Source organism: Actinomadura sediminis (genome assembly GCF_042675525.1).
Lineage (GTDB): Bacteria > Actinomycetota > Actinomycetes > Streptosporangiales > Streptosporangiaceae > Spirillospora > Spirillospora sediminis.
Genome location: NZ_JBHTJA010000064.1, coordinates 1 through 17,336, shown reverse-complemented (window position 1 = coordinate 17,336; position 17,336 = coordinate 1). Strand labels below are relative to the sequence as shown.

At 74.6% G+C, this 17,336-nt stretch carries 15 protein-coding genes; 10 read left to right on the top strand and 5 right to left on the bottom strand.

Features of this window, described 5'->3' with window-relative positions; translation table 11 throughout:
* Window positions 1-330: 330 nt before the first annotated feature.
* The 3 genes from ACFQ11_RS25605 to ACFQ11_RS25595 all read right to left on the bottom strand — a co-directional run bounded on the left by ACFQ11_RS25605 (window position 331) and on the right by ACFQ11_RS25595 (window position 4,241).
* Entirely contained in the window at window positions 331-1,560 is a 1,230-nt protein-coding gene (locus tag ACFQ11_RS25605) for an acyl-CoA dehydrogenase family protein (protein WP_378302961.1), read from the bottom strand.
* A gap of 109 nt (window positions 1,561-1,669) precedes the next feature.
* Window positions 1,670-2,653, bottom strand: a complete 984-nt coding sequence (locus ACFQ11_RS25600; protein WP_378302959.1) for a glucosyl-3-phosphoglycerate synthase — start codon at window positions 2,651-2,653, stop codon at window positions 1,670-1,672.
* Window positions 2,654-2,807: 154 nt separating this feature from the next.
* Window positions 2,808-4,241, bottom strand: a complete 1,434-nt coding sequence (locus ACFQ11_RS25595) for a helix-turn-helix domain-containing protein (protein WP_378302957.1) — start codon at window positions 4,239-4,241, stop codon at window positions 2,808-2,810.
* Between the two features lie 150 nt (window positions 4,242-4,391).
* Here ACFQ11_RS25595 and aceA point away from each other — a divergent pair, with 150 nt between their 5' ends.
* The 10 genes from aceA to ACFQ11_RS25545 all read left to right on the top strand — a co-directional run bounded on the left by aceA (window position 4,392) and on the right by ACFQ11_RS25545 (window position 15,877).
* Window positions 4,392-5,675 (top strand): isocitrate lyase, encoded by a 1,284-nt coding sequence (gene aceA, locus ACFQ11_RS25590; RefSeq protein WP_378302955.1) that lies wholly within the window; start codon window positions 4,392-4,394, stop codon window positions 5,673-5,675.
* Between the two features lie 291 nt (window positions 5,676-5,966).
* Window positions 5,967-6,755 (top strand): ABC transporter permease, encoded by a 789-nt coding sequence (locus ACFQ11_RS25585; protein WP_378302953.1) that lies wholly within the window; start codon window positions 5,967-5,969, stop codon window positions 6,753-6,755.
* Window positions 6,748-7,563 carry an ABC transporter permease gene (locus tag ACFQ11_RS25580; protein WP_378302951.1) on the top strand — a complete coding sequence of 272 codons (816 nt, stop codon included), beginning with the start codon at window positions 6,748-6,750 and terminating at the stop codon, window positions 7,561-7,563. The genes ACFQ11_RS25585 and ACFQ11_RS25580 overlap by 8 nt, the downstream gene beginning before the upstream one ends.
* Window positions 7,564-7,607: 44 nt before the next feature.
* Complete coding sequence (locus tag ACFQ11_RS25575; protein ID WP_378302949.1) at window positions 7,608-8,687, top strand: ABC transporter ATP-binding protein; 1,080 nt, start codon at window positions 7,608-7,610, stop codon at window positions 8,685-8,687.
* A gap of 258 nt (window positions 8,688-8,945) precedes the next feature.
* Window positions 8,946-11,042 carry a DUF6077 domain-containing protein gene (locus ACFQ11_RS25570; RefSeq protein WP_378302947.1) on the top strand — a complete coding sequence of 699 codons (2,097 nt, stop codon included), beginning with the start codon at window positions 8,946-8,948 and terminating at the stop codon, window positions 11,040-11,042.
* 85 nt (window positions 11,043-11,127) lie between these two features.
* Window positions 11,128-11,748 (top strand): hypothetical protein, encoded by a 621-nt coding sequence (locus ACFQ11_RS25565; protein WP_378302945.1) that lies wholly within the window; start codon window positions 11,128-11,130, stop codon window positions 11,746-11,748.
* Window positions 11,749-11,755: 7 nt separating this feature from the next.
* Window positions 11,756-12,430: a hypothetical protein gene (locus ACFQ11_RS25560; RefSeq protein ID WP_378302943.1), complete on the top strand. Its 675-nt coding sequence runs from the start codon at window positions 11,756-11,758 to the stop codon at window positions 12,428-12,430.
* 142 nt (window positions 12,431-12,572) lie between these two features.
* On the top strand, window positions 12,573-13,982 hold the full coding sequence (locus ACFQ11_RS25555; protein WP_378302941.1) for an aldehyde dehydrogenase family protein: 1,410 nt from the start codon (window positions 12,573-12,575) through the stop codon (window positions 13,980-13,982).
* A 228-nt stretch (window positions 13,983-14,210) separates the two neighbouring features.
* Window positions 14,211-14,960, top strand: coding sequence for a hypothetical protein (locus ACFQ11_RS25550; RefSeq protein ID WP_378302939.1), 750 nt, complete (start codon window positions 14,211-14,213; stop codon window positions 14,958-14,960).
* A gap of 56 nt (window positions 14,961-15,016) precedes the next feature.
* Entirely contained in the window at window positions 15,017-15,877 is an 861-nt protein-coding gene (locus ACFQ11_RS25545; RefSeq protein ID WP_378302937.1) for a helix-turn-helix domain-containing protein, read from the top strand.
* Window positions 15,878-15,959: 82 nt separating this feature from the next.
* Here ACFQ11_RS25545 and ACFQ11_RS25540 read toward each other — a convergent pair whose 3' ends face one another.
* Window positions 15,960-16,829 carry an LLM class flavin-dependent oxidoreductase gene (locus ACFQ11_RS25540; protein ID WP_378302934.1) on the bottom strand — a complete coding sequence of 290 codons (870 nt, stop codon included), beginning with the start codon at window positions 16,827-16,829 and terminating at the stop codon, window positions 15,960-15,962.
* A 92-nt stretch (window positions 16,830-16,921) separates the two neighbouring features.
* Window positions 16,922-17,336 (bottom strand): helix-turn-helix domain-containing protein (locus ACFQ11_RS25535; RefSeq protein WP_378302932.1); only part of this gene is annotated, 415 nt, incomplete at its 5' end.

Here is a 17,336-nt window from a genome sequence, read left to right as displayed (position 1 = left end):
CGGGACGGTCGGGCATGCCCCGAACGGTATCGGGGGTGTTACCCGGTGACAACACGGCCGTCGGCCTGCGGGATCCGGCCGCGCGGCCGGGACGGCGCGCAGCCCGGACGCACGCATCCCCCACGCGCGCACCCGAGACGCACGAGCCCGGGACGCACGAACCCCTGACGCGCGCACCCGGGACGCACGAGCCCGGGACGATCGTCTCCCGATCGGCTCCCGCACCGGCGTCTCCCGGATGCGCGGCGGCCGCCCGCGGGTGCGGGCGCGGGCGGCCGGGCCCGAGCGGCGCTCCGATCATCGCCTGGCCCATGTCGTCGCAGGCCGCCGTTACCGGACCGCGAGGCCGGTGACGGTGCGGCCGATGACCAGGCGCTGGATCTCCGACGTGCCCTCGAAGATCGTGAAGATCTTGGAGTCGCGGTGCATCCGCTCGACCGGGTACTCGCGGGTGTAGCCGTTGCCGCCCAGGATCTGGATGGCCTCCTCGGTGACGTACACCGACATCTCGCTGGCCATGAGCTTGGCCATCGAGCCCTCGGCGTTCTCGAAGTCCTTGCCGTTGCGGGCCATCCAGGCGGCGCGCCACACCATGAGGCGCGCGGCGTCCAGGCGGGTCTTCATGTCGGCGAGCTTGAACGCGATCGCCTGGAAGTCGCCGATCTTCTTGCCGAACTGCTCGCGCTCGCGCGCGTACTGGAGCGCGTAGTCGTAGGCGGCACGGCCGACGCCGAGCGCCATCGCGCCGACGGACGGGCGGGTCGTCTCGAACGTCTTCATCGCGGCCTGGCCCTTGGAGCTCTTGCCCTCGCGGGCCCGCGCGATGCGCTCGTCGAACTTCTCCTTGCCGCCGACGATCAGCCCGGACGGCAGGCGCACGTCCTCCAGGATCACCTCGGCGGTGTGGGACGCGCGGATGCCGTGCTTCTTGAACTTCTGCCCCTGCCGCAGGCCGGGGGTGTTCGGCGGGACGATGAAGCTGGCCTGGCCGCGGCTGCCCAGGTCGGGGTGGACGGACGCCACCACGACGTGGACGTCGGCGATGCCGCCGTTCGTCGCCCAGGTCTTGGTGCCGTTCAGCACCCACTCGTCCTTGGCCTCGTCGAACACCGCGCGGCAGCGGATGGAGCCGACGTCGCTGCCGGCGTCGGGCTCGGAGGCGCAGAACGCGCCGAGCCGGACGTCGTCGGCCGTGCCGAACATCTGCGGCACCCACTCGGTGACCTGCTCCGGGGTGCCGACGGCGGCGACGGAAGCGGCGGCCAGGCCGGTGCCGACGATGGACAGCGCGATGCCGGCGTCGCCCCAGAACAGCTCCTCGAAGGCGACCGGGATACCGAGCCCGGTCGGTTCGAGCCACTGGGTGGCGAAGAAGTCGAGCGAGTACAGCCCGACCTTGGACGCCTCCTGGATCAGCGGCCAGGGGGTCTCCTCGCGCTCGTCCCACTCCTCCGCCGCGGGACGGATGACGTCCCGGGCGAACTCGTGCACCCACTCCCTGACCTCGCGCACGTCGTCGCTGAGCTCCAGCGAGAACGGCGCGCTCTCCGCGCTCGTCATACCAATTGACTCCTTCTCCAATAAGCCTCTGTTACCAACGGTAGCACCATCAGGCGTTACCGCGGGTAACACCGTGTCCGGAGTCACAGGGGGACGGCGCGGCGCGGAGTCAGCGGCGGCCGGGCGCGACGGGCCGGGACGTCGCGTAGCCCGGCACCTCGATCATCGGCGGGCGCTCGCCCACGCCCATGTCGGCCGTCCGGGGATCGTGCCCGTCCGCGGACCGCCGGAACTGGGTGAGGGCCGTCGAAGGCGCGCTCAGCGGGACCATCCGGCCGTGCCGCTCCAGGCGCGACCAGGCGGTCACCATGATCTGCCCGGCCATGACGCCGAGCGCCTCGGTGCCCTGGTTGGTGTGCACCCGGCGGCCGAGGTCCACCTGCGCGATGGCGTCCAGCCCCGAGTCGCGGTAGACGTCCACCAGCAGGCCGATCTCCACGCCGTAGCCGGTGACGAACGGGAGCCGTTCCAGCAGCGCGCGGCGTCCGGCGTACTCGCCGCCGAGCGGCTGCATCACGCCCGCGAGCAGCGGCCAGTGCATGTTGATCAGCGGGCGCGCGACCAGCTCGGTCACCCGCCCGCCGCCGCCCTCCACGCTGCGCTCGCCGTCCACCAGCGGCCGGTCGTAGCAGGCCTTGACGTAGCCGACGGACGGGTCCGTCAGCAGCGGCCCGAGCAGGCCCGTCACGTACGACGAGGTGAAGCCGCGCAGGTCGGCGTCCACGAAGACGATGATGTCCCCGGACGTCACGGCGAGGGACTTCCACAGCGCCTCGCCCTTGCCCGACATGCGGCCCAGGGCGGGCAGCACGGAGTCCTGCGCCACCACCCGCGCGCCCGCGGCCCGCGCGACGGCGGCCGTCCGGTCGGTGGACCGCGAGTCGATCACGACGATCTCGTCGACGAGCGGGACGCGCCGGACCAGGTCGCCGCGGATGCACTCGACGATGGTCCCGACGGTCGCCTCCTCGTCGCGCGCCGGCAGCACGACGCTGATCCTGCTCGTCCCCTTGGCGGCGAGCAGGACGTGCGGGGGCCAGTCCTCCGCCGTGCTCGTGCGGCGGCGCAGCCACGAAGCCACCTCAGGAAGCACGTGCTCTCCCTCCGACGACGAGCTCTGAAAACCGGACATCCCCCGGGGAGCACACCGGACACCCCAAATCATTCCCTGTCGGGACGAGAGTGGACCAATCACCCCGCCGCGTCGGGGCGTGCGCCATCGTAAAAAGAGTCCGGCCCGCCGCCCGTCAGTCGGCGTGGCGGTCGAGGAACTCGTAGACGTCGCGGTCGTCCACGCCGGGGAACGCACCGGGCGGGAGGACGGACAGAACATGCGAGTGCGCCCGGGCGGACGGCCAGGCCATGCCCTCCCAGCGGTCGGCGAGGGCCTTCGGCGGGCGCTGGCAGCAGTCGCCGTCCGGGCAGGCCGACTTGACGCGGCGGGTGGTCTCGCGGCCGCGGAACCAGCGGGAGTCCTCGAAGCGGACGCCGAGCGTGATGGCGAAGTCGCGCTCGTGGCTGGGGTCGATGTGCGACAGGCACCAGTACGTCCCGTTCGGGGTGTCGGTGTACTGGTAGTAGACGGAGAAGCGGTCCTCGGCGCCGAACACGTGGCGGCCCGCCCACTGGCGGCACATCCGCTGCCCCTCGATCGCGCCGTCCTCGTCCTGCGGGAACTCCAGCCCGTCGTTGGCGTACGCCTTGTAGATCGTGCCGCTCTCGTCGTTCTTGGTGAAGTGCAGTTGCAGGCCGAGGTGGTGGGTGGCGATGTTGGTGAAGCGGTGCGCGGCCATCTCGTAGGAGACGGAGAAGACGTCGGCGAGGTCCTCGACGGAGAGTTCCCGGGCGGCCTTGGCCTCCTGCAGGAACGGGACGACGCTGCGCTCGGGCATCAGGATCGCGGCGCCGAAGTAGTTCGCCTCGACGCGCTGGCGCAGGAAGTCCGCGAAGTCGCGGGGCTGGTCGTGGTCGAGCGCGATGTGCCCGAGGGTCTGCAGCAGGATCGTCCGGGGCGTGTGCATGCCGAGCTGCTCGCGCTCGAGGTAGATGCGGCGGTTGCGCAGGTCGGTGACGGACCGGACCGAGCGCGGCAGGTCCTGCACGTACTGGAGGCTGAACCCGAAGTGCCCGACCAGCGACATGAGGGTGCCCTGTGACACGGCGCGGCCCCGGTACCCGACGGCGTCGAGCGTCTGCGCGGCGATCTTCTCAATGTCGGGGAAGTGGTTGCCGCGCTCGTGCATCTGGCGGCGCAGCTCGGCGTTGGCCTTGCGGGCCTCCTCGGGGCTCGCGGTGGGCTTGGTGCGGCTGCGCTTCAGCTCCCCGTAGAGGGCGAGGATGTGCTCGATGACCTCGTTCGGCATCCGCTTGCCGACCTTGAGGTGCGACAGCCCGAGGGTGCGGTAGAGGGGGTCGCGCTGCGCCTCCTCCAGGGCGATCTCGAGCTGGGCGCGGCGGCTGGGCGGCTGGCGCCGCAGGAGTTCCTCGACGGGGCAGTCGAGCGCGGCCGCGAGGGCCTGCAGCAGCGACAGCTTGGGCTCGCGCCGGCCGTTCTCCAGCAGGGAGAGCTGGGACGGGGCGCGGCCGACGCGTTCGCCGAGGTCGGCGAGGGTCATGCCGCGTGCGCGCCGCAGGTGGCGGAGCCGCTGCCCGAAGGTGACGAGGTCTACGTCGCTCGTCAAGTTGAGGGGTTCTTCTGGCTGCAAGGTCGTCACGGCTTCATATTAGCGGAAATTTCGCAGTTCTTCTGTTACTCGCGAGTTCATTAAGCCTGGCGGATCGGGGCATAGTCGTGTCCAAGCACCCAGGGGACGACACGGAAGGGCAGAACAATGAGCGACAGTCGCCTCAAGGGCGCAGCCGAGGAGCTGCGGCGTCAGTGGGAGACCGACGCCCGGTGGAAGGGCGTCGAGCGGACCTACACGGCCGAGGACGTCGTCCGGATCCGTGGGTCGGTCCAGGAGGAGCACACGCTCGCGCGCCTCGGCGCGGAGCGCCTGTGGAAGCTGCTGCACGAGGAGGACTACGTCCACTCGCTCGGCGCGCTCACCGGAATGCAGGCCGTCCAGCAGGTGAAGGCCGGCCTGAAGGCCATCTACCTGTCCGGCTGGCAGGTCGCGGCGGACGCCAACCTGGCGGGCCAGACCTACCCGGACCAGAGCATCTACCCGGCGAACTCGGTTCCGGCCGTCGTGCGCCGCATCAACAACGCGCTGCTGCGCGCCGACCAGGTCCAGTGGGCCGAGGGCGAGGGCGACACGCACTACCTCGCCCCGATCGTGGCCGACGCCGAGGCCGGCTTCGGCGGCGTCCTGAACGCCTTCGAGCTGATGAAGGGCATGATCGCCGCGGGCGCCGCGGGCGTGCACTGGGAGGACCAGCTCGCGTCCGAGAAGAAGTGCGGCCACCTCGGCGGCAAGGTCCTCATCCCGACCTCGCAGCACATCAAGACCCTCAACACGGCCCGCCTCGCGGCCGACATCTCCAACGTTCCCTCGCTGATCATCGCGCGGACCGACGCCGAGGCCGCGACCCTGATCACGACGGACGTGGACGAGCGCGACCGCGAGTTCATCACCGGCGAGCGCACCGCCGAGGGCTTCTACCGGGTCCGCAACGGCATCGAGCCCTGCATCGCCCGCGCCAAGGCCTACGCGCCCTACTCCGACCTCATCTGGATGGAGACCGGCACGCCGGACCTGGAGCAGGCCCGCAAGTTCGCCGAGGCGGTCAAGGCGGAGTACCCGGACCAGATGCTCGCCTACAACTGCTCGCCGTCCTTCAACTGGAAGGCGCACCTGGACGACGCCACCATCGCCAAGTTCCAGCGCGAGCTCGGCCACATGGGGTTCAAGTTCCAGTTCATCACCCTGGCGGGCTTCCACGCGCTCAACTACGGCATGTTCGACCTGGCCCACGGCTACGCCCGCGAGGGCATGACGGCCTACGTCGACCTGCAGGAGCGCGAGTTCGCCGCGGCGGAGAAGGGCTTCAGCGCGGTCAAGCACCAGCGCGAGGCCGGCACGGGGTACTTCGACATGGTCAGCACCGCGATCTCGCCGGACTCGTCGACCACGGCCCTGAAGGGCTCCACCGAAGAGGGCCAGTTCCACTGATCCTCACCGACTGATCCTTCCTCCCCCACGGAAGGCCCCCGCGTTCCTACACCCGCGGGGGCCTTTCCGTGTCCCGGGACACCTCGGGCGGCATCACGGACGCCACGGCCGGCGCCGACACCGCCCCGGTCTCGGTTCGAGCCCGCGCCGATCGAATGGCGCCGCCCGAGCGGGGCCGCCCGTGGGGCGGCCCGCGCACGGCCCCGGCCACGGGTTTACGGACGGGGCGGGGCCCGTCCCCGTCCGTAAACCCGTGGCCGGGAAGTCCCCCGGCGTTTAGGCTCTGGGCGAGTGGGCGTTCTTCCGTGGGTCTGCTTGTACGGCTACCGGCGTCACACTGCGTATCCGCTCGCCTCCGCGGCGGAGGCGGTCACCAACACGGTCTTCGGCTTCGTCCGCGCGTACGTCCTGCTGGCGCTGTGGGAGGCGCGGCCGGGCCTCGGCGGTTACGACGCGGCCGACGCCGTCACGTTCTGCTTCCTCACGCAGGCGCTCATCGGCCCCGTCCAGATCTTCGGCGGGATGGACCTCTCCCGGCGGATCCGCGACGGCGACGTGGCGATCGACCTGCACCGGCCCGTCGATCTGCAGGCGTGGTGGCTGGCGGACGACCTGGGCCGCGCGGCGGCCGTGCTGCTGGTGCGCGGCGGGCCGCCGCTGCTGGCGGGGGCGCTGGTGTTCCCGTTCCGGTGGCCCGGCCCGGGCGCGGCGGCGGCGTTCGCGGTGTCGCTCGTCCTGGCCTTCCTCGTCGGGTTCGCGCTGCGCTACCTGGTCACGCTGGGGGCGTTCTGGCTGCACGACGACCGCGGGCTGGGGACGGTCGCGATGGTGATGTCGCTGTTCTTCTCCGGGATGATCCTGCCGCTGGTGGTGTTCCCCGGCGCGTTCGGCGACGTGGCGGCGGCGCTGCCGTGGTCGGCGCTGGTCCAGGTCCCGGCCGACGTGTGGCTGGGCCGCGGCACCGGCGCGGACGTGCCGGCCGCGCTGGCGTTCCAGGCCGGCTGGGCGGCGGTGCTGCTGGCGTGCGGGGCGCTGCTGACCCGGGCGGCGCGGCGGAGGCTGGTGGTGCACGGTGGCTGATCCGGTGACGCGGGAGCTGCGCATGTACGCGCTGCTGGCGTGGACGTGGGTGCGGGCCGCGGCGCAGTACCCGGTGTCGCTCGTCCTGCTGGTGCTCGCCACCGCCGTCGTCACGGGGCTGGACGCGGTCGCGATCGTGCTGCTGTTCGCGCACGCCGACCGCATCGCGGGGTTCGGGGCGGAGGAGGTGCTGTTCCTGTACGGCACCTCCGCGCTGTCGTTCGCGCTCTCCGACTGCGTCCTGGGCGCCGCCGACCGGCTCGGCGAGCACGTGCGGGACGGGACGCTGGACGCGATGCTCGTCCGGCCGGTGAGCCCGCTGGTGCAGGTCGCGGCCGAGGAGTTCACGCCCCGCCGCGTCGGCAAGCTCCTTCCCGCCGTGCTCGTGCTGGCGTTCGCGCTGCCGCGGCTGGCGGTGGACTGGACGCCGGGCCGGGCGGCGATGATCCCGCTGATGGTGGCGGCGGGCGCGGCGATCTTCGGGGGCCTGTGGGTGATGGCGGGCGCGGCGCAGTTCGTCCTCGTCGAGAGCCACGGGGCCACCAAGGCGATCACCTACGGGGGCGCGTACCTGACGCAGTACCCGCCGACGATGTTCGCCCGCGACCTGGTGCGCGGGGCGACGTTCGTCGTGCCGCTCGCGTTCGTGAACTGGCAGCCCGCGCTGTACGTCCTCGGCCGTCCCGATCCGCTGGGGCTGCCGGACGCGGCGCGGTTCGCCTCGCCCGCCGTCGCCGTCGCGGTGTGCGCGGCGGCGGCGCTCGCGTGGCGGGCCGGGCTGCGGCGCTACCGGTCGACGGGCAGCTGAGACGACCGGACGGGACGATCGATGAGCACCGAGGAGGCACCGGGATGACCGAGGACGGACGGGGCGGCGCGATGATCGTCGCCGAGCGGGTCGGCAAGTCGTTCACCGTCCGCGCGCGGCGCGACGGGCGCCGGCGGCGGGTCCGCACGGCGGTGCGGGCGGTGCACGACGTGTCGTTCACCGTCGGGCGGGGCGAGTTCGTCGGGTACCTCGGCCCGAACGGCGCGGGGAAGTCCACGACGATCAAGATGCTGACGGGCATCCTGACCGCCTCGTCCGGGACGCTGCGGGTGTGCGGGCTCGACCCGTCGCGGCGGCGCACGGCCCTGGCCCGCCGGATCGGGGTGGTGTTCGGTCAGCGCACCACCCTGTGGTGGGACCTGCCGCTGCGCGACAGCCTGGCGCTGGTGCGCAAGCTCTACCGGGTCGAGCCGGACGCGCACCGGGCCCGGCTCGCGGAGCTGACGGAGCTGCTGGAGCTGGGCCCGTTCCTCGACACGCCGGTCCGTCAGCTCAGCCTGGGCCAGCGTATGCGCGGCGACCTCGCGGCCGCGCTGCTGCACGATCCGGAGCTGCTCGTCCTGGACGAGCCCACGATCGGCCTCGACGTGGTCAGCAAGGCCACGGTGCGGGAGTTCCTGGCCCGGACGAACGCCGAGCGCGGCACGACGATCCTGCTGACCACGCACGACCTCGGCGACATCGAGCGGCTCTGCCGCCGCGTCATGATCGTCGACCGGGGGCGGCTGGCGTTCGACGGCGGTCTCGGCGACCTGCGCCGGACCGTGGACGCCGACCGGATGCTGGTGGTGGAGCTGGCCCGGCCGGGCCCGCCGATCGCGGTGGACGGCGCCGCGCCGGGGCGGATCGCGGCCGAGCGGACCGAGGGCCCGCGGCAGTGGCTGCGGCTGCCCCGGTCGGCCAACGCGGCGGCGGTGGTCGCCGCGATCGCGCGCGACCACGACGTCCGCGACATCGCGCTGCGGGAGGCGGGCATCGAGGACGTCCTGGCCGGGCTGTACCGCGGGGAGCACGCCTACGGTTCCGCCGCGCCCGCGGGGGGCGGCGCGCCGGCCGGGCCGTCCGCCGCCTCCGGGTCCCCGGAGGCGCTCGCCGCCGAGTGACCGGCCGCGGTCCGGCCCCCCGTATCCTTCGCCGGGCCCGTGAAACGCGAACGGCTCATCGGGCAAGTACTACTTGGAGACGTGCGCGTGTCCGCTCCATGACCGGGAGCGGACGATCGCGGTAACGGAGACGGGCCGGAATCCGCCAAGATCGTCGGGGCGGACAACTTCGGGCCCCGCCGCCGCGTCTCCGTGACATCGCGGAAGCGGCCCGGTGCCGACCGGCACCGGAGGTACGCATCGATCAGGGGACATCGGATGACCGAGGTGAGGGACCGCGCGGCCGAGCCGGCGACCGGGGACGGCGGCGGCTCGGCGGGCGGCCGGAGACCGGACGCGTGGACGCGGGTCACGCGGGCGGTGGACGGGCTCGTCGACGCGGCGGTGCTCGCGTTCGCGGCGTGGACGGTGATCTACCACGTCAGCCTGCTGCTCGAGCCACCGACATGGGCGATGCTGGCGTCGTGGGCGGCGGTGTCGGCGGCCGGGCTCGCGGTGTGGTCCCGCCGCCCGGCCGGACGGCCGCTGTGGGACGACCGCGTCGCCGCGGCGGCCGGGCACCGGGCCCTCGCGGGCGTCGCCGTCGCGGCGGCCCTGGTGGCGGGGACGAGCGCGGGCCTGCACGGGCAGGGCGTCCCGTGGTGGTGCACGTGGGCGGCGGGCGCGGTGAGCGTCGCGGCGGCCGCGGGCGTCCTGCTGCGCCGCCCGGCCGAGCGGGCGGAGGACACGGACGCGGACGGCGGCGGCCACGGGGAGCCCCGGGGCACCGGGGAGCCCGGCGAGGCGGAGGCGGCCCGGTGGGGCACGCCGCTGGCGCTGCTCACCGGCGCCGGTTTCGCGGTCGCGTCGCTGTTCATCGTCAACTCCGACGGCGACGACGCCTACTTCGTGTCCCGCTCGGTGGCGACCGCCGAGACCGGCCGCATCCCGGTGAACGACGTCATCTTCTCCGGGGGGAACACCGACCCGATCGCCGGGGAGCCCCCGGTGTCGTCGATCGAGGTCCTCGCGGGGGCGCTCGCGCGCGTCCTCGGGGTGCCGGGCGCCTCGTTCGTCTGGTACCTCCTGCTGCCGGCCGTCACGTTCGTGGCGGTCTGGGCGATGTGGCGGCTCGTGCGGACCTGGGCGCCGCGCCGCGCCGCCCTCTGCTTCGCGGTGGCGGGGGTCTACCTGCTGTGGTCCGGCCTGAGCACGGCGTCGCTCGGCTCGTTCCACCTGCCGCGGTTGTGGCAGGGCAAGGCGGTGCTGCTGTCGCTGCTCGTCCCGCTGCTGTTCGTGTACCTGACGCGCTGGGCCGAGCGGCGGACGGGCCGCGGGCTCGTCCTGCTGGGCGCCGCCGGGGTCGCGGCGGTCGGCCTCACCTCGACGGCGGCGTTCGTGGTGTCGCTGATCGTGCTGGCCGCGGCGGTGCCGCTCGCCGCGGCCGGGCGGGTCCGGACGGGGCTCGCCGCGTGCACCGCGATGGCGTACCCGGTCGCGGCCGGGCTCGCGGTCATCCTGCTGTACGACTCGGTGTCGGTGCACGGGACCGTCCACGACGCCCCGGCGAGTTACCGGGCCGTCCTGCTGTACTCGGTCCTCGGCGTCCTCGCCGGGTGCGCGCTGTGGCTGTCCCCGTGGACGGCGCGCCGCGGCGTCCCGGCCCTGATCGGCGCGGGCGTCGCGGGAACGCTGACGCTGCTGCTCCTGCCCGGCGTCCTGAAGCTCGCGGCGGACGCGACCGGCGCGGGCCAGGTGCTCTGGCGGACGATGTGGATCGTGCCCGCGCCGGTGCTGATCGGGCTGCTGGCCGCCGTGCGCCCGCCGGACCGCCTGCGCCTCCCGGCCGCCGGGCGCGGCGTGCGCGTCGCCGCCGCGGGGGCGCCCGCCGCCGTCCTCATCGCGGCGCTCGTCGCGGGCGGGACGCCGGTATGGGCGGAGTCCAACGGATCCGAGGTCGCGTCCAGGCCGGCGTGGAAGGCGCCGTCCCTCCAGCTCGCGACGGCGCGCGCGGTCGTCGCGAAGGCCGGGAAGGGCGGCATGGTGCTGATGCCGGTCACGTACATGCGGCACGTCCCCCTGCAGACCACCGAGACGCACGCGGTCAACCCGAACCACCACTACCTGTCGCTGCTGCCGGCCCCGGAGCAGGAGGTCGCCGATCGGGAGGTCCTGTCGGACACCGTGCGATCCTCCAAGGGCGAGAAGCCGGGACGGGCGGAGGTGGCGGGGGCGCTGCGGCGGCTCGACGTGCGGGTGGCGTGCGCGTACCCCTGGGACGACCGGGGCCTTGCCCTGCTGCGGGCCGCCGGGTACGGCGGGAAGCGGCGGGTCGGCGAACTCGCGTGCGTCTTCCCAGGTGGGGGCCGGGGGTAAGGTCCGACGGTCCGGTCCGCCCGTTTGACCGCCCTTTACCCGGGCATCGGCGTGTCGTTCGATCCGACGCACGTTGGAGGATGACATGTCGACCGTCGTGATGGTCGTCATCGCCGTGATCATCGTCGCCGCCGTGGTCGCCGCGGTCGCGTTCCTGGGCCGGTCCCGGGCGCGCACCCGCCGGCTGCGGCGGCGCTTCGGCCCCGAGTACGACCGGGCCGTGGAGCGCCACGGCGGCCGGGCGGCCGCCGAGGAGGAGCTGCGGACCCGTGAGCGCAGGCACCGCGAGCTGGAGCTGCGCGACCTCGACCCGCGGCGCCGCGAGGAGTTCCGCGCGCGGTGGGTCGGCGTCCAGGAGCGGTTCGTGGACGCGCCGGCGCAGGCCCTCGAGGAGGCCGACGACCTCGTCCGGGCGGTGATGGGCGAGCGCGGCTACCCGACGCGCGGATTCGACGACCAGATCGCCCACCTGTCGGTGGAGCACGCCCGGACGCTGGACCACTACCGCAGCGCCCACGTCATCGGCGGGAAGGCCGCGGCGGGCGAGGCGACGACCGAGGAGCTGCGGCAGGCCATGGTGCACTACCGCGCCCTGTTCGAGGACCTGCTGTCGGCTCCCGGCGGGGACCGCCGGGCCGCTCCCGCGGCGCCCGCGGCGCCCGCCGGGGAGGCGGCGGCCGGACCCGCCCGAGACATGAAGAGGTGACGACCCCATGGTCCACAGGAGATCCGACGCTCCGGCCCCCGGCGGGCCGGTCACCGAGGACGAGCGCGCCCGCGCCGCCGGGACGGCGGACCCGGGCGTGGCGGGCGACACGCACGTCGCGGGCCCGCGTCCCGCCCCGGTCCGCTCCGCCGAGACCGGACGGCCCGCGCCGTCCCGGCGGCCGGACCGCGCCCCCGGCCGGGACGGGGGGCTCGGCACCGGGCCGGACACCCGGCCCGATTTCAGGCCGGACATCGGGCGGGACGCGGCGGCCGGCGAATCCCCCCGCGAACCCCGCGGCGATTCCCCCGGCAATGCGACCGGGCAGGCGGCCCCGGCGGGCCGCGCCCCCGAGAGGCCCGGGCGCCCGGAGGGGGCCGCGGGCCCGCACGCCCTCCCCGACCGGCTGGTGGACCCGGCCGAGGCGGACCGGCTCCGCACCCGCTTCCGGGAACTGCAGTCCGCGTTCGTCGACGACCCGCGCGCGGCCGTCCGGGACGCGGACGGCCTGGTGACCGAGGCCACCGAGGTGCTCGCCCGCGCGCTGGCCGGGCGCCGCGAGGCCCTCGCGGACGGACTCGGCACGGACGCGGACGCGTCCGGCGGCGGGGCCGACACCGAGCGGCTGCGGCTCGCCCTGCGCGCCTACCGCGACCTGCTCGACCGCGTCGCCGGGCTCTGACCCCGTCCCCGCACCGGCGGGCGTCCCGTGAATGGGCACGGGGCGCCCGCCGGTTTTCCGTCCGCCGGGGACCTCGTCAAAGCACCGCCCCACGGTGAATACTGAATCCGGTTCGGTTAGCCCCGGGAGTGGAGGATCAACGGTGTCCGACGAATTCTCGATGACCATCGACGGCCGGGCGGTGGACGCGCCCGGCACCTTCGGCGTGATCGACCCGGCGACCGGAGAGGTGGCGGAGCAGGCCCCCGACGCGTCCCGCGAGCAGCTGGACGCGGCGATGAACTCGGCGCGGGCCGCGTACGCGGCGTGGCGCCGGGACGAGTCCGCCCGGCGGGAGGCGCTGCTGGCGGCGGCCGAGCTGATGTTCGCCCGGTCCGAGGAGATCGGCCGCGTCATCACGCTGGAGCAGGGAAAGCCGCTCGCCGACGCGACCATGGAGGTCGTCGCGGCGGGCGTCTGGCTCAAGTACTTCGCGGGCCTGGAGCTGCCCGTCGAGGTGATCCAGGACGACGACAACGCGCGCGTGGAGGTGCTGCGGCGGCCGATGGGCGTGGTCGCGGCCATCACCCCGTGGAACTTCCCGCTGCTGCTGGCGACCTGGAAGATCGCGCCCGCGCTGCTGGCGGGCAACACGATGGTGCTCAAGCCGTCGCCGTTCACCCCGCTGTCCAGCCTGAAGCTCGGCGCGGCGCTGCGCGACGTCCTGCCGCCCGGAGTGCTCAACGTGGTGACGGGCGGCGACGAGCTGGGCGCGTGGATGACCTCGCACGACGTCCCCCGCAAGATCAGCTTCACCGGCAGCGTCGCCACCGGCAAGCGGGTCGCCGCGGCGGCCGCGCCCGACCTCAAGCGGGTCACGCTGGAACTGGGCGGCAACGACCCGGCGATCCTGCTGGACGACGCCGACCCGGCCGCGGTCGCTGACAAGCTGTTCGGCGGCGCCTTCCAGAACAACGGCCAGGTCTGCTCGGCGATCAAGCGGGTGTACGCGCCGGACGCGCTGTACGACGACGTCGTGGACGCCCTCGCCGAGCGCGCGAAGGCCGCCAAGGTCGGGCCCGGCACGCAGGAGGGCGTCCAGTACGGGCCCATCAACAACGAGCCGCAGTTCGAGCGGGTCCGGGAACTGGTCGCCGACGCCCTCGCCGGAGGCGCCCGCGCCGCGGCCGGCGGCGCGCCGATCGACGGGCCCGGCTACTTCTTCCAGCCGACGATCCTCGCCGACGTCTCCGACGGCACCAGGATCGTGGACGAGGAGCAGTTCGGCCCCGCGCTGCCGGTGGTCCGCTACAGCGACCTCGACGAGGCGATCGACCGCGCCAACGGCACCCACTTCGGCCTGTCCGGGTCGGTGTGGAGCGCCGACGCCGACCGCGCCGCCGAGGTCGCGGGGCGGCTGGAGTGCGGCACCGCCTGGGTCAACACCCACCTCGCGCTCGCGCCGAACCAGCCGTTCGGCGGGTTCAAGTGGAGCGGCCTCGGCGTCGAGAACGGGACGTGGGGGCTGCAGGCGTTCACCGAACTGCAGGTGGTGCACCGCTCGAAGCTCTGACCCGCACCGGCCTCGCGCCGCCGCCCGCGGCCGGACGGCCGCGGGCGGGAACCGTCCGCGAGCGGGATGCGGGCCGTCCCCCGCCGCGCGGCCCCTCTCCCTCGGCTCGTGCGCAAGGTCACGGCTTCGAGTCCGGAAAGTGATACGCCCGCTACTGGCGGTCCGGCCCCCGGGCGCCGACACTTGATCAACGGGGGCCGAGCAGCACAGCCGACCGCGGAGGACCCGATGCACACGTGGGACGTCATGCGCCAGGGCGACAACGGCGACCGGGTCCACGTGGCGGCGCACGACTCCCGCGTCTCCGCGCTCGCCCACATGCTGGCGATGGAGTGCGGCGTGCGGCACAAGCAGACCTACTGGGTCGACGGCCCCGCGGCCCCGGCCGTCCGGACGAACCGGGACCTGTACCTGGTGTTCCTGCACCTCGGGCAGGAGGCGCGGGCGGCGTCCTGGTCGCTGTCGGCGTTCCTGCGGGCCCTGTGGAAGGTGAGCGTCCCCCTCCGCGACCGGACGGAACTGGAGCCCGACGACGTCGCGGCGATGTTCGCCGCCGCCGCCACCGTGTCCCCCGCCCCGTTCGACCCCGCGTGGAGCGGCCGGGACCTCGCGCTGCCGGGGCCCGAGCCCGCCGGGTACGCCGACTGGGAACGGGTCGTCCTCTCGCAGATCGCCGACCTGGAGGACTTCCTCGCCGCGCCGCCCGGCCCGCGGGCCCGGTTCGGCGTGGACGCGCCGCGCCCGCCCGGTTCCGGCGCCCGCGCGACGCCCGTCCGCTGGTACAACTTCGACCCCGCCACCTACCTGGAGTGCGCGGTCGCCGGGAGCGTCGGCGGCTGGGACGCCGCGGACGGGGCCCGGGTGCCGCTGCCGCCCGCGCCCGGCGCCGCGCCCGTCCGCTCCTACGTCCGGGAGATCCGCGCGATGACCTGGGCCGAGCTCGCCCGGATCGCCGTGTGCGGGCAGGTGTACGAGTAGGCGGGTGAGGCCCCGCAGCCCCGGAACCGTCGGACCCGGGTGGTAGTGGTGGGGACATGAGCGAGAGGCCGGTCGCGAAGTCCGACCGGGGCGGCTGGTGGCTGGCCGAGGCGCGCCCGCACCCCGCCCTCCGCCCGTTCCTGCGCTCCTACGCGGGCTACTGGGAGGAGGAGGCCGTCCCGTCCCGGATGCGCACCCTGCCGACCCGCTCCGCCGTCGTGGTCGTCAACCTGGGCCCGCCGATCTTCCTGCGGACGCCCGACCCGTCCGGCGGGAACCGCGACTTCGGCTCGTTCGCGGCGGGCATGTACGACGGCCCCGGCAGGTACGAGCATCCGGGCGGGCAGCGCGGCGTCCAGCTCGACCTGACGCCGCTCGGCGCCTACACGCTGCTCGGCGTGCCGATGGCACGGCTCGCCAACTCCGCCGTGGACCTGCCCGACCTGCTCGGCCCGGGCGCCGCCGCCCTCGCCGGCCGGCTCGCCGGGACGCCCGCCTGGGCCGACCGGTTCGACCTCCTCGACGCGTACCTGCTGCGCCGCCTCGACGCCGGCCCCGTCCCCGACCCGGAGGTGCGGCGCGCGTGGAACCTGCTGCTGCGCAGCGGCGGCACCGCCGGCGTCGCCGAGATCGCCGCGGACGTCGGCTGGAGCCGCAAGCACCTGACGCACCGGTTCCGCGAGCAGGCCGGGCTCCCGCCCAAGGTGATGGGCCGGGTGCTGCGGTTCGAGCGCGCCGTCGGGATGCTCGCGCGCGGCGGCGGCCTGGCCGCCACCGCGTCCGCCTGCGGCTACTACGACCAGGCGCACCTCAACCGCGAGTTCCGGACGCTGGCGGGCTGCACCCCCACCGAACTGCGCGCCGAAGGGGCGGAGCCGCGGCTCCTCACGACCGGCGCCGAAACCCGCCCGCCCTGACTCCCCCGGCAGCGTCCTCGGCCGCCGCGCCGAGACGGTCGCGCCGGGCCCGGTCGACCTCCCGCCGCGGAACCCGCGCCCCTCAGCCGCCGGTCCCGTGTTCGGCGGCGATCGCCTCGAACACGCCCATGTCGGCGTCCCACTGCGTCCCGGGCCGGGGCCAGTGCAGGACGATGTCGGTGATGCCCAGCTCGCCGTACCGTCCCGCCAGGTCGGCGAACGCCTGCGGCGACTCCAGCCACGGCTCGCCGGTGAACCCGGTCAGCAGGACGCGGTCCCGGACCTCGCGGCCCTCCGCCTCGCACGCGGCGCGCAGCGCGTCCAGCCGGGAGCGGACGACCCCCTCCGGCGCGCGGCCCGGGGCGACGGCGGTGTTGACCCATCCGGCGCCGTGCCGGGCCGCGATCCCCATCCCGCGCGTCCCGTTCGCCGCGATCAGGAACGGGACGCGCGGCCGCTGCACGCAGCCGGGCTCCGTCACCACCTCGCGGGCGGCGTAGTGCGCGCCCTCGAACGTGGTCTCCGGTCCCCGCAGCAGCCGGTCCAGCAGCTCGACCCATTCGGCGAACCGCGCGGCGCGTTCGGCGGTCGTCCACTCGGGGCCGCCGAGGACGCCGCCGTCCGACGTCCGGCTGACGCCGCCCGACCCGATCCCGACGGCGAGCCGCCCGCCGCCGATGTGGTCGATCGTCTTGATCGCGTGCGCGGTCGGCACCGGATGGCGGAAGTTGGGCGACGTCACCATCGTCCCGAGCCGCACCCGCGACGTCACCGCGGCCGCCGCGGCGAGCGTCGTGTAGGCGTCGTACCAGGGCGTCGCGCCGCGCCAGGCGAGGTGGTCGTACACCCACGCGTGGTGGAAACCCAGTTCCTCGGCGCGCCGCCACGTCTCGCCGGCCTCCGGCCAGGACTGCATGGGCCACACCACCGTGCCGATCCGAGGTCCCGTCACAGGCTCCCCTCCCGTTCGCTCCGGGCGCCCCGCGGCGAGACGCCGCCCCCACTGGATCATGAAGCCCGTCCCCTCCGCCACCGGGCCGCGGTTCAGCGGGAGCGGGCGGCGGCCAGCCAGTGGCGCAGCGCCCACCACAGGTGCGCGGTCCGGGCGACCGCCGCGCCGTCGGACGGGTCGAGCGGCGGGCGGCCCGTCAGCTCCTGAAGGCGCCGCACCCGGTACTTGACCGTGTTGCCGTGGACGTGCAGCGCGGCGGCGGTCGGCTCGATGCGGCCGCCGTGGTCGAGGTGGACGAGGGCGGTCTCGGCGAGCTCGCGGTGGAACGGGTCGGCGGGGTCCAGCCCGCGCAGCAGCGCGGCCGCCAGCAGGCCGCCCAGCTCGGGTTCGGCGTCGGTGACCGTGGCGAGGGCCAGGTCGGCGAGGTCGCGCAGCCCGGTGAGCCCCGCGGCCGCGCCCGCCCGCAGCGCGCCGCGTCCCAGCGCGTACAGCGGCGCGACGTCGGCG

Excerpts from the sequence above, each read along its gene's own strand:
- ACFQ11_RS25605 (WP_378302961.1), bottom strand. The coding sequence starts at position 1,560 with ATGACGAGCGCGGAGAGCGCGCCGTTCTCGCTGGAGCTCAGCGACGAC.
- aceA (WP_378302955.1), top strand. The coding sequence starts at position 4,392 with ATGAGCGACAGTCGCCTCAAGGGCGCAGCCGAGGAGCTGCGGCGTCAG.
- ACFQ11_RS25575 (WP_378302949.1), top strand. The coding sequence starts at position 7,608 with ATGACCGAGGACGGACGGGGCGGCGCGATGATCGTCGCCGAGCGGGTC.
- ACFQ11_RS25570 (WP_378302947.1), top strand. The coding sequence starts at position 8,946 with ATGACCGAGGTGAGGGACCGCGCGGCCGAGCCGGCGACCGGGGACGGC.
- ACFQ11_RS25565 (WP_378302945.1), top strand. The coding sequence starts at position 11,128 with ATGTCGACCGTCGTGATGGTCGTCATCGCCGTGATCATCGTCGCCGCC.
- ACFQ11_RS25560 (WP_378302943.1), top strand. The coding sequence starts at position 11,756 with ATGGTCCACAGGAGATCCGACGCTCCGGCCCCCGGCGGGCCGGTCACC.
- ACFQ11_RS25550 (WP_378302939.1), top strand. The coding sequence starts at position 14,211 with ATGCACACGTGGGACGTCATGCGCCAGGGCGACAACGGCGACCGGGTC.
- ACFQ11_RS25545 (WP_378302937.1), top strand. The coding sequence starts at position 15,017 with ATGAGCGAGAGGCCGGTCGCGAAGTCCGACCGGGGCGGCTGGTGGCTG.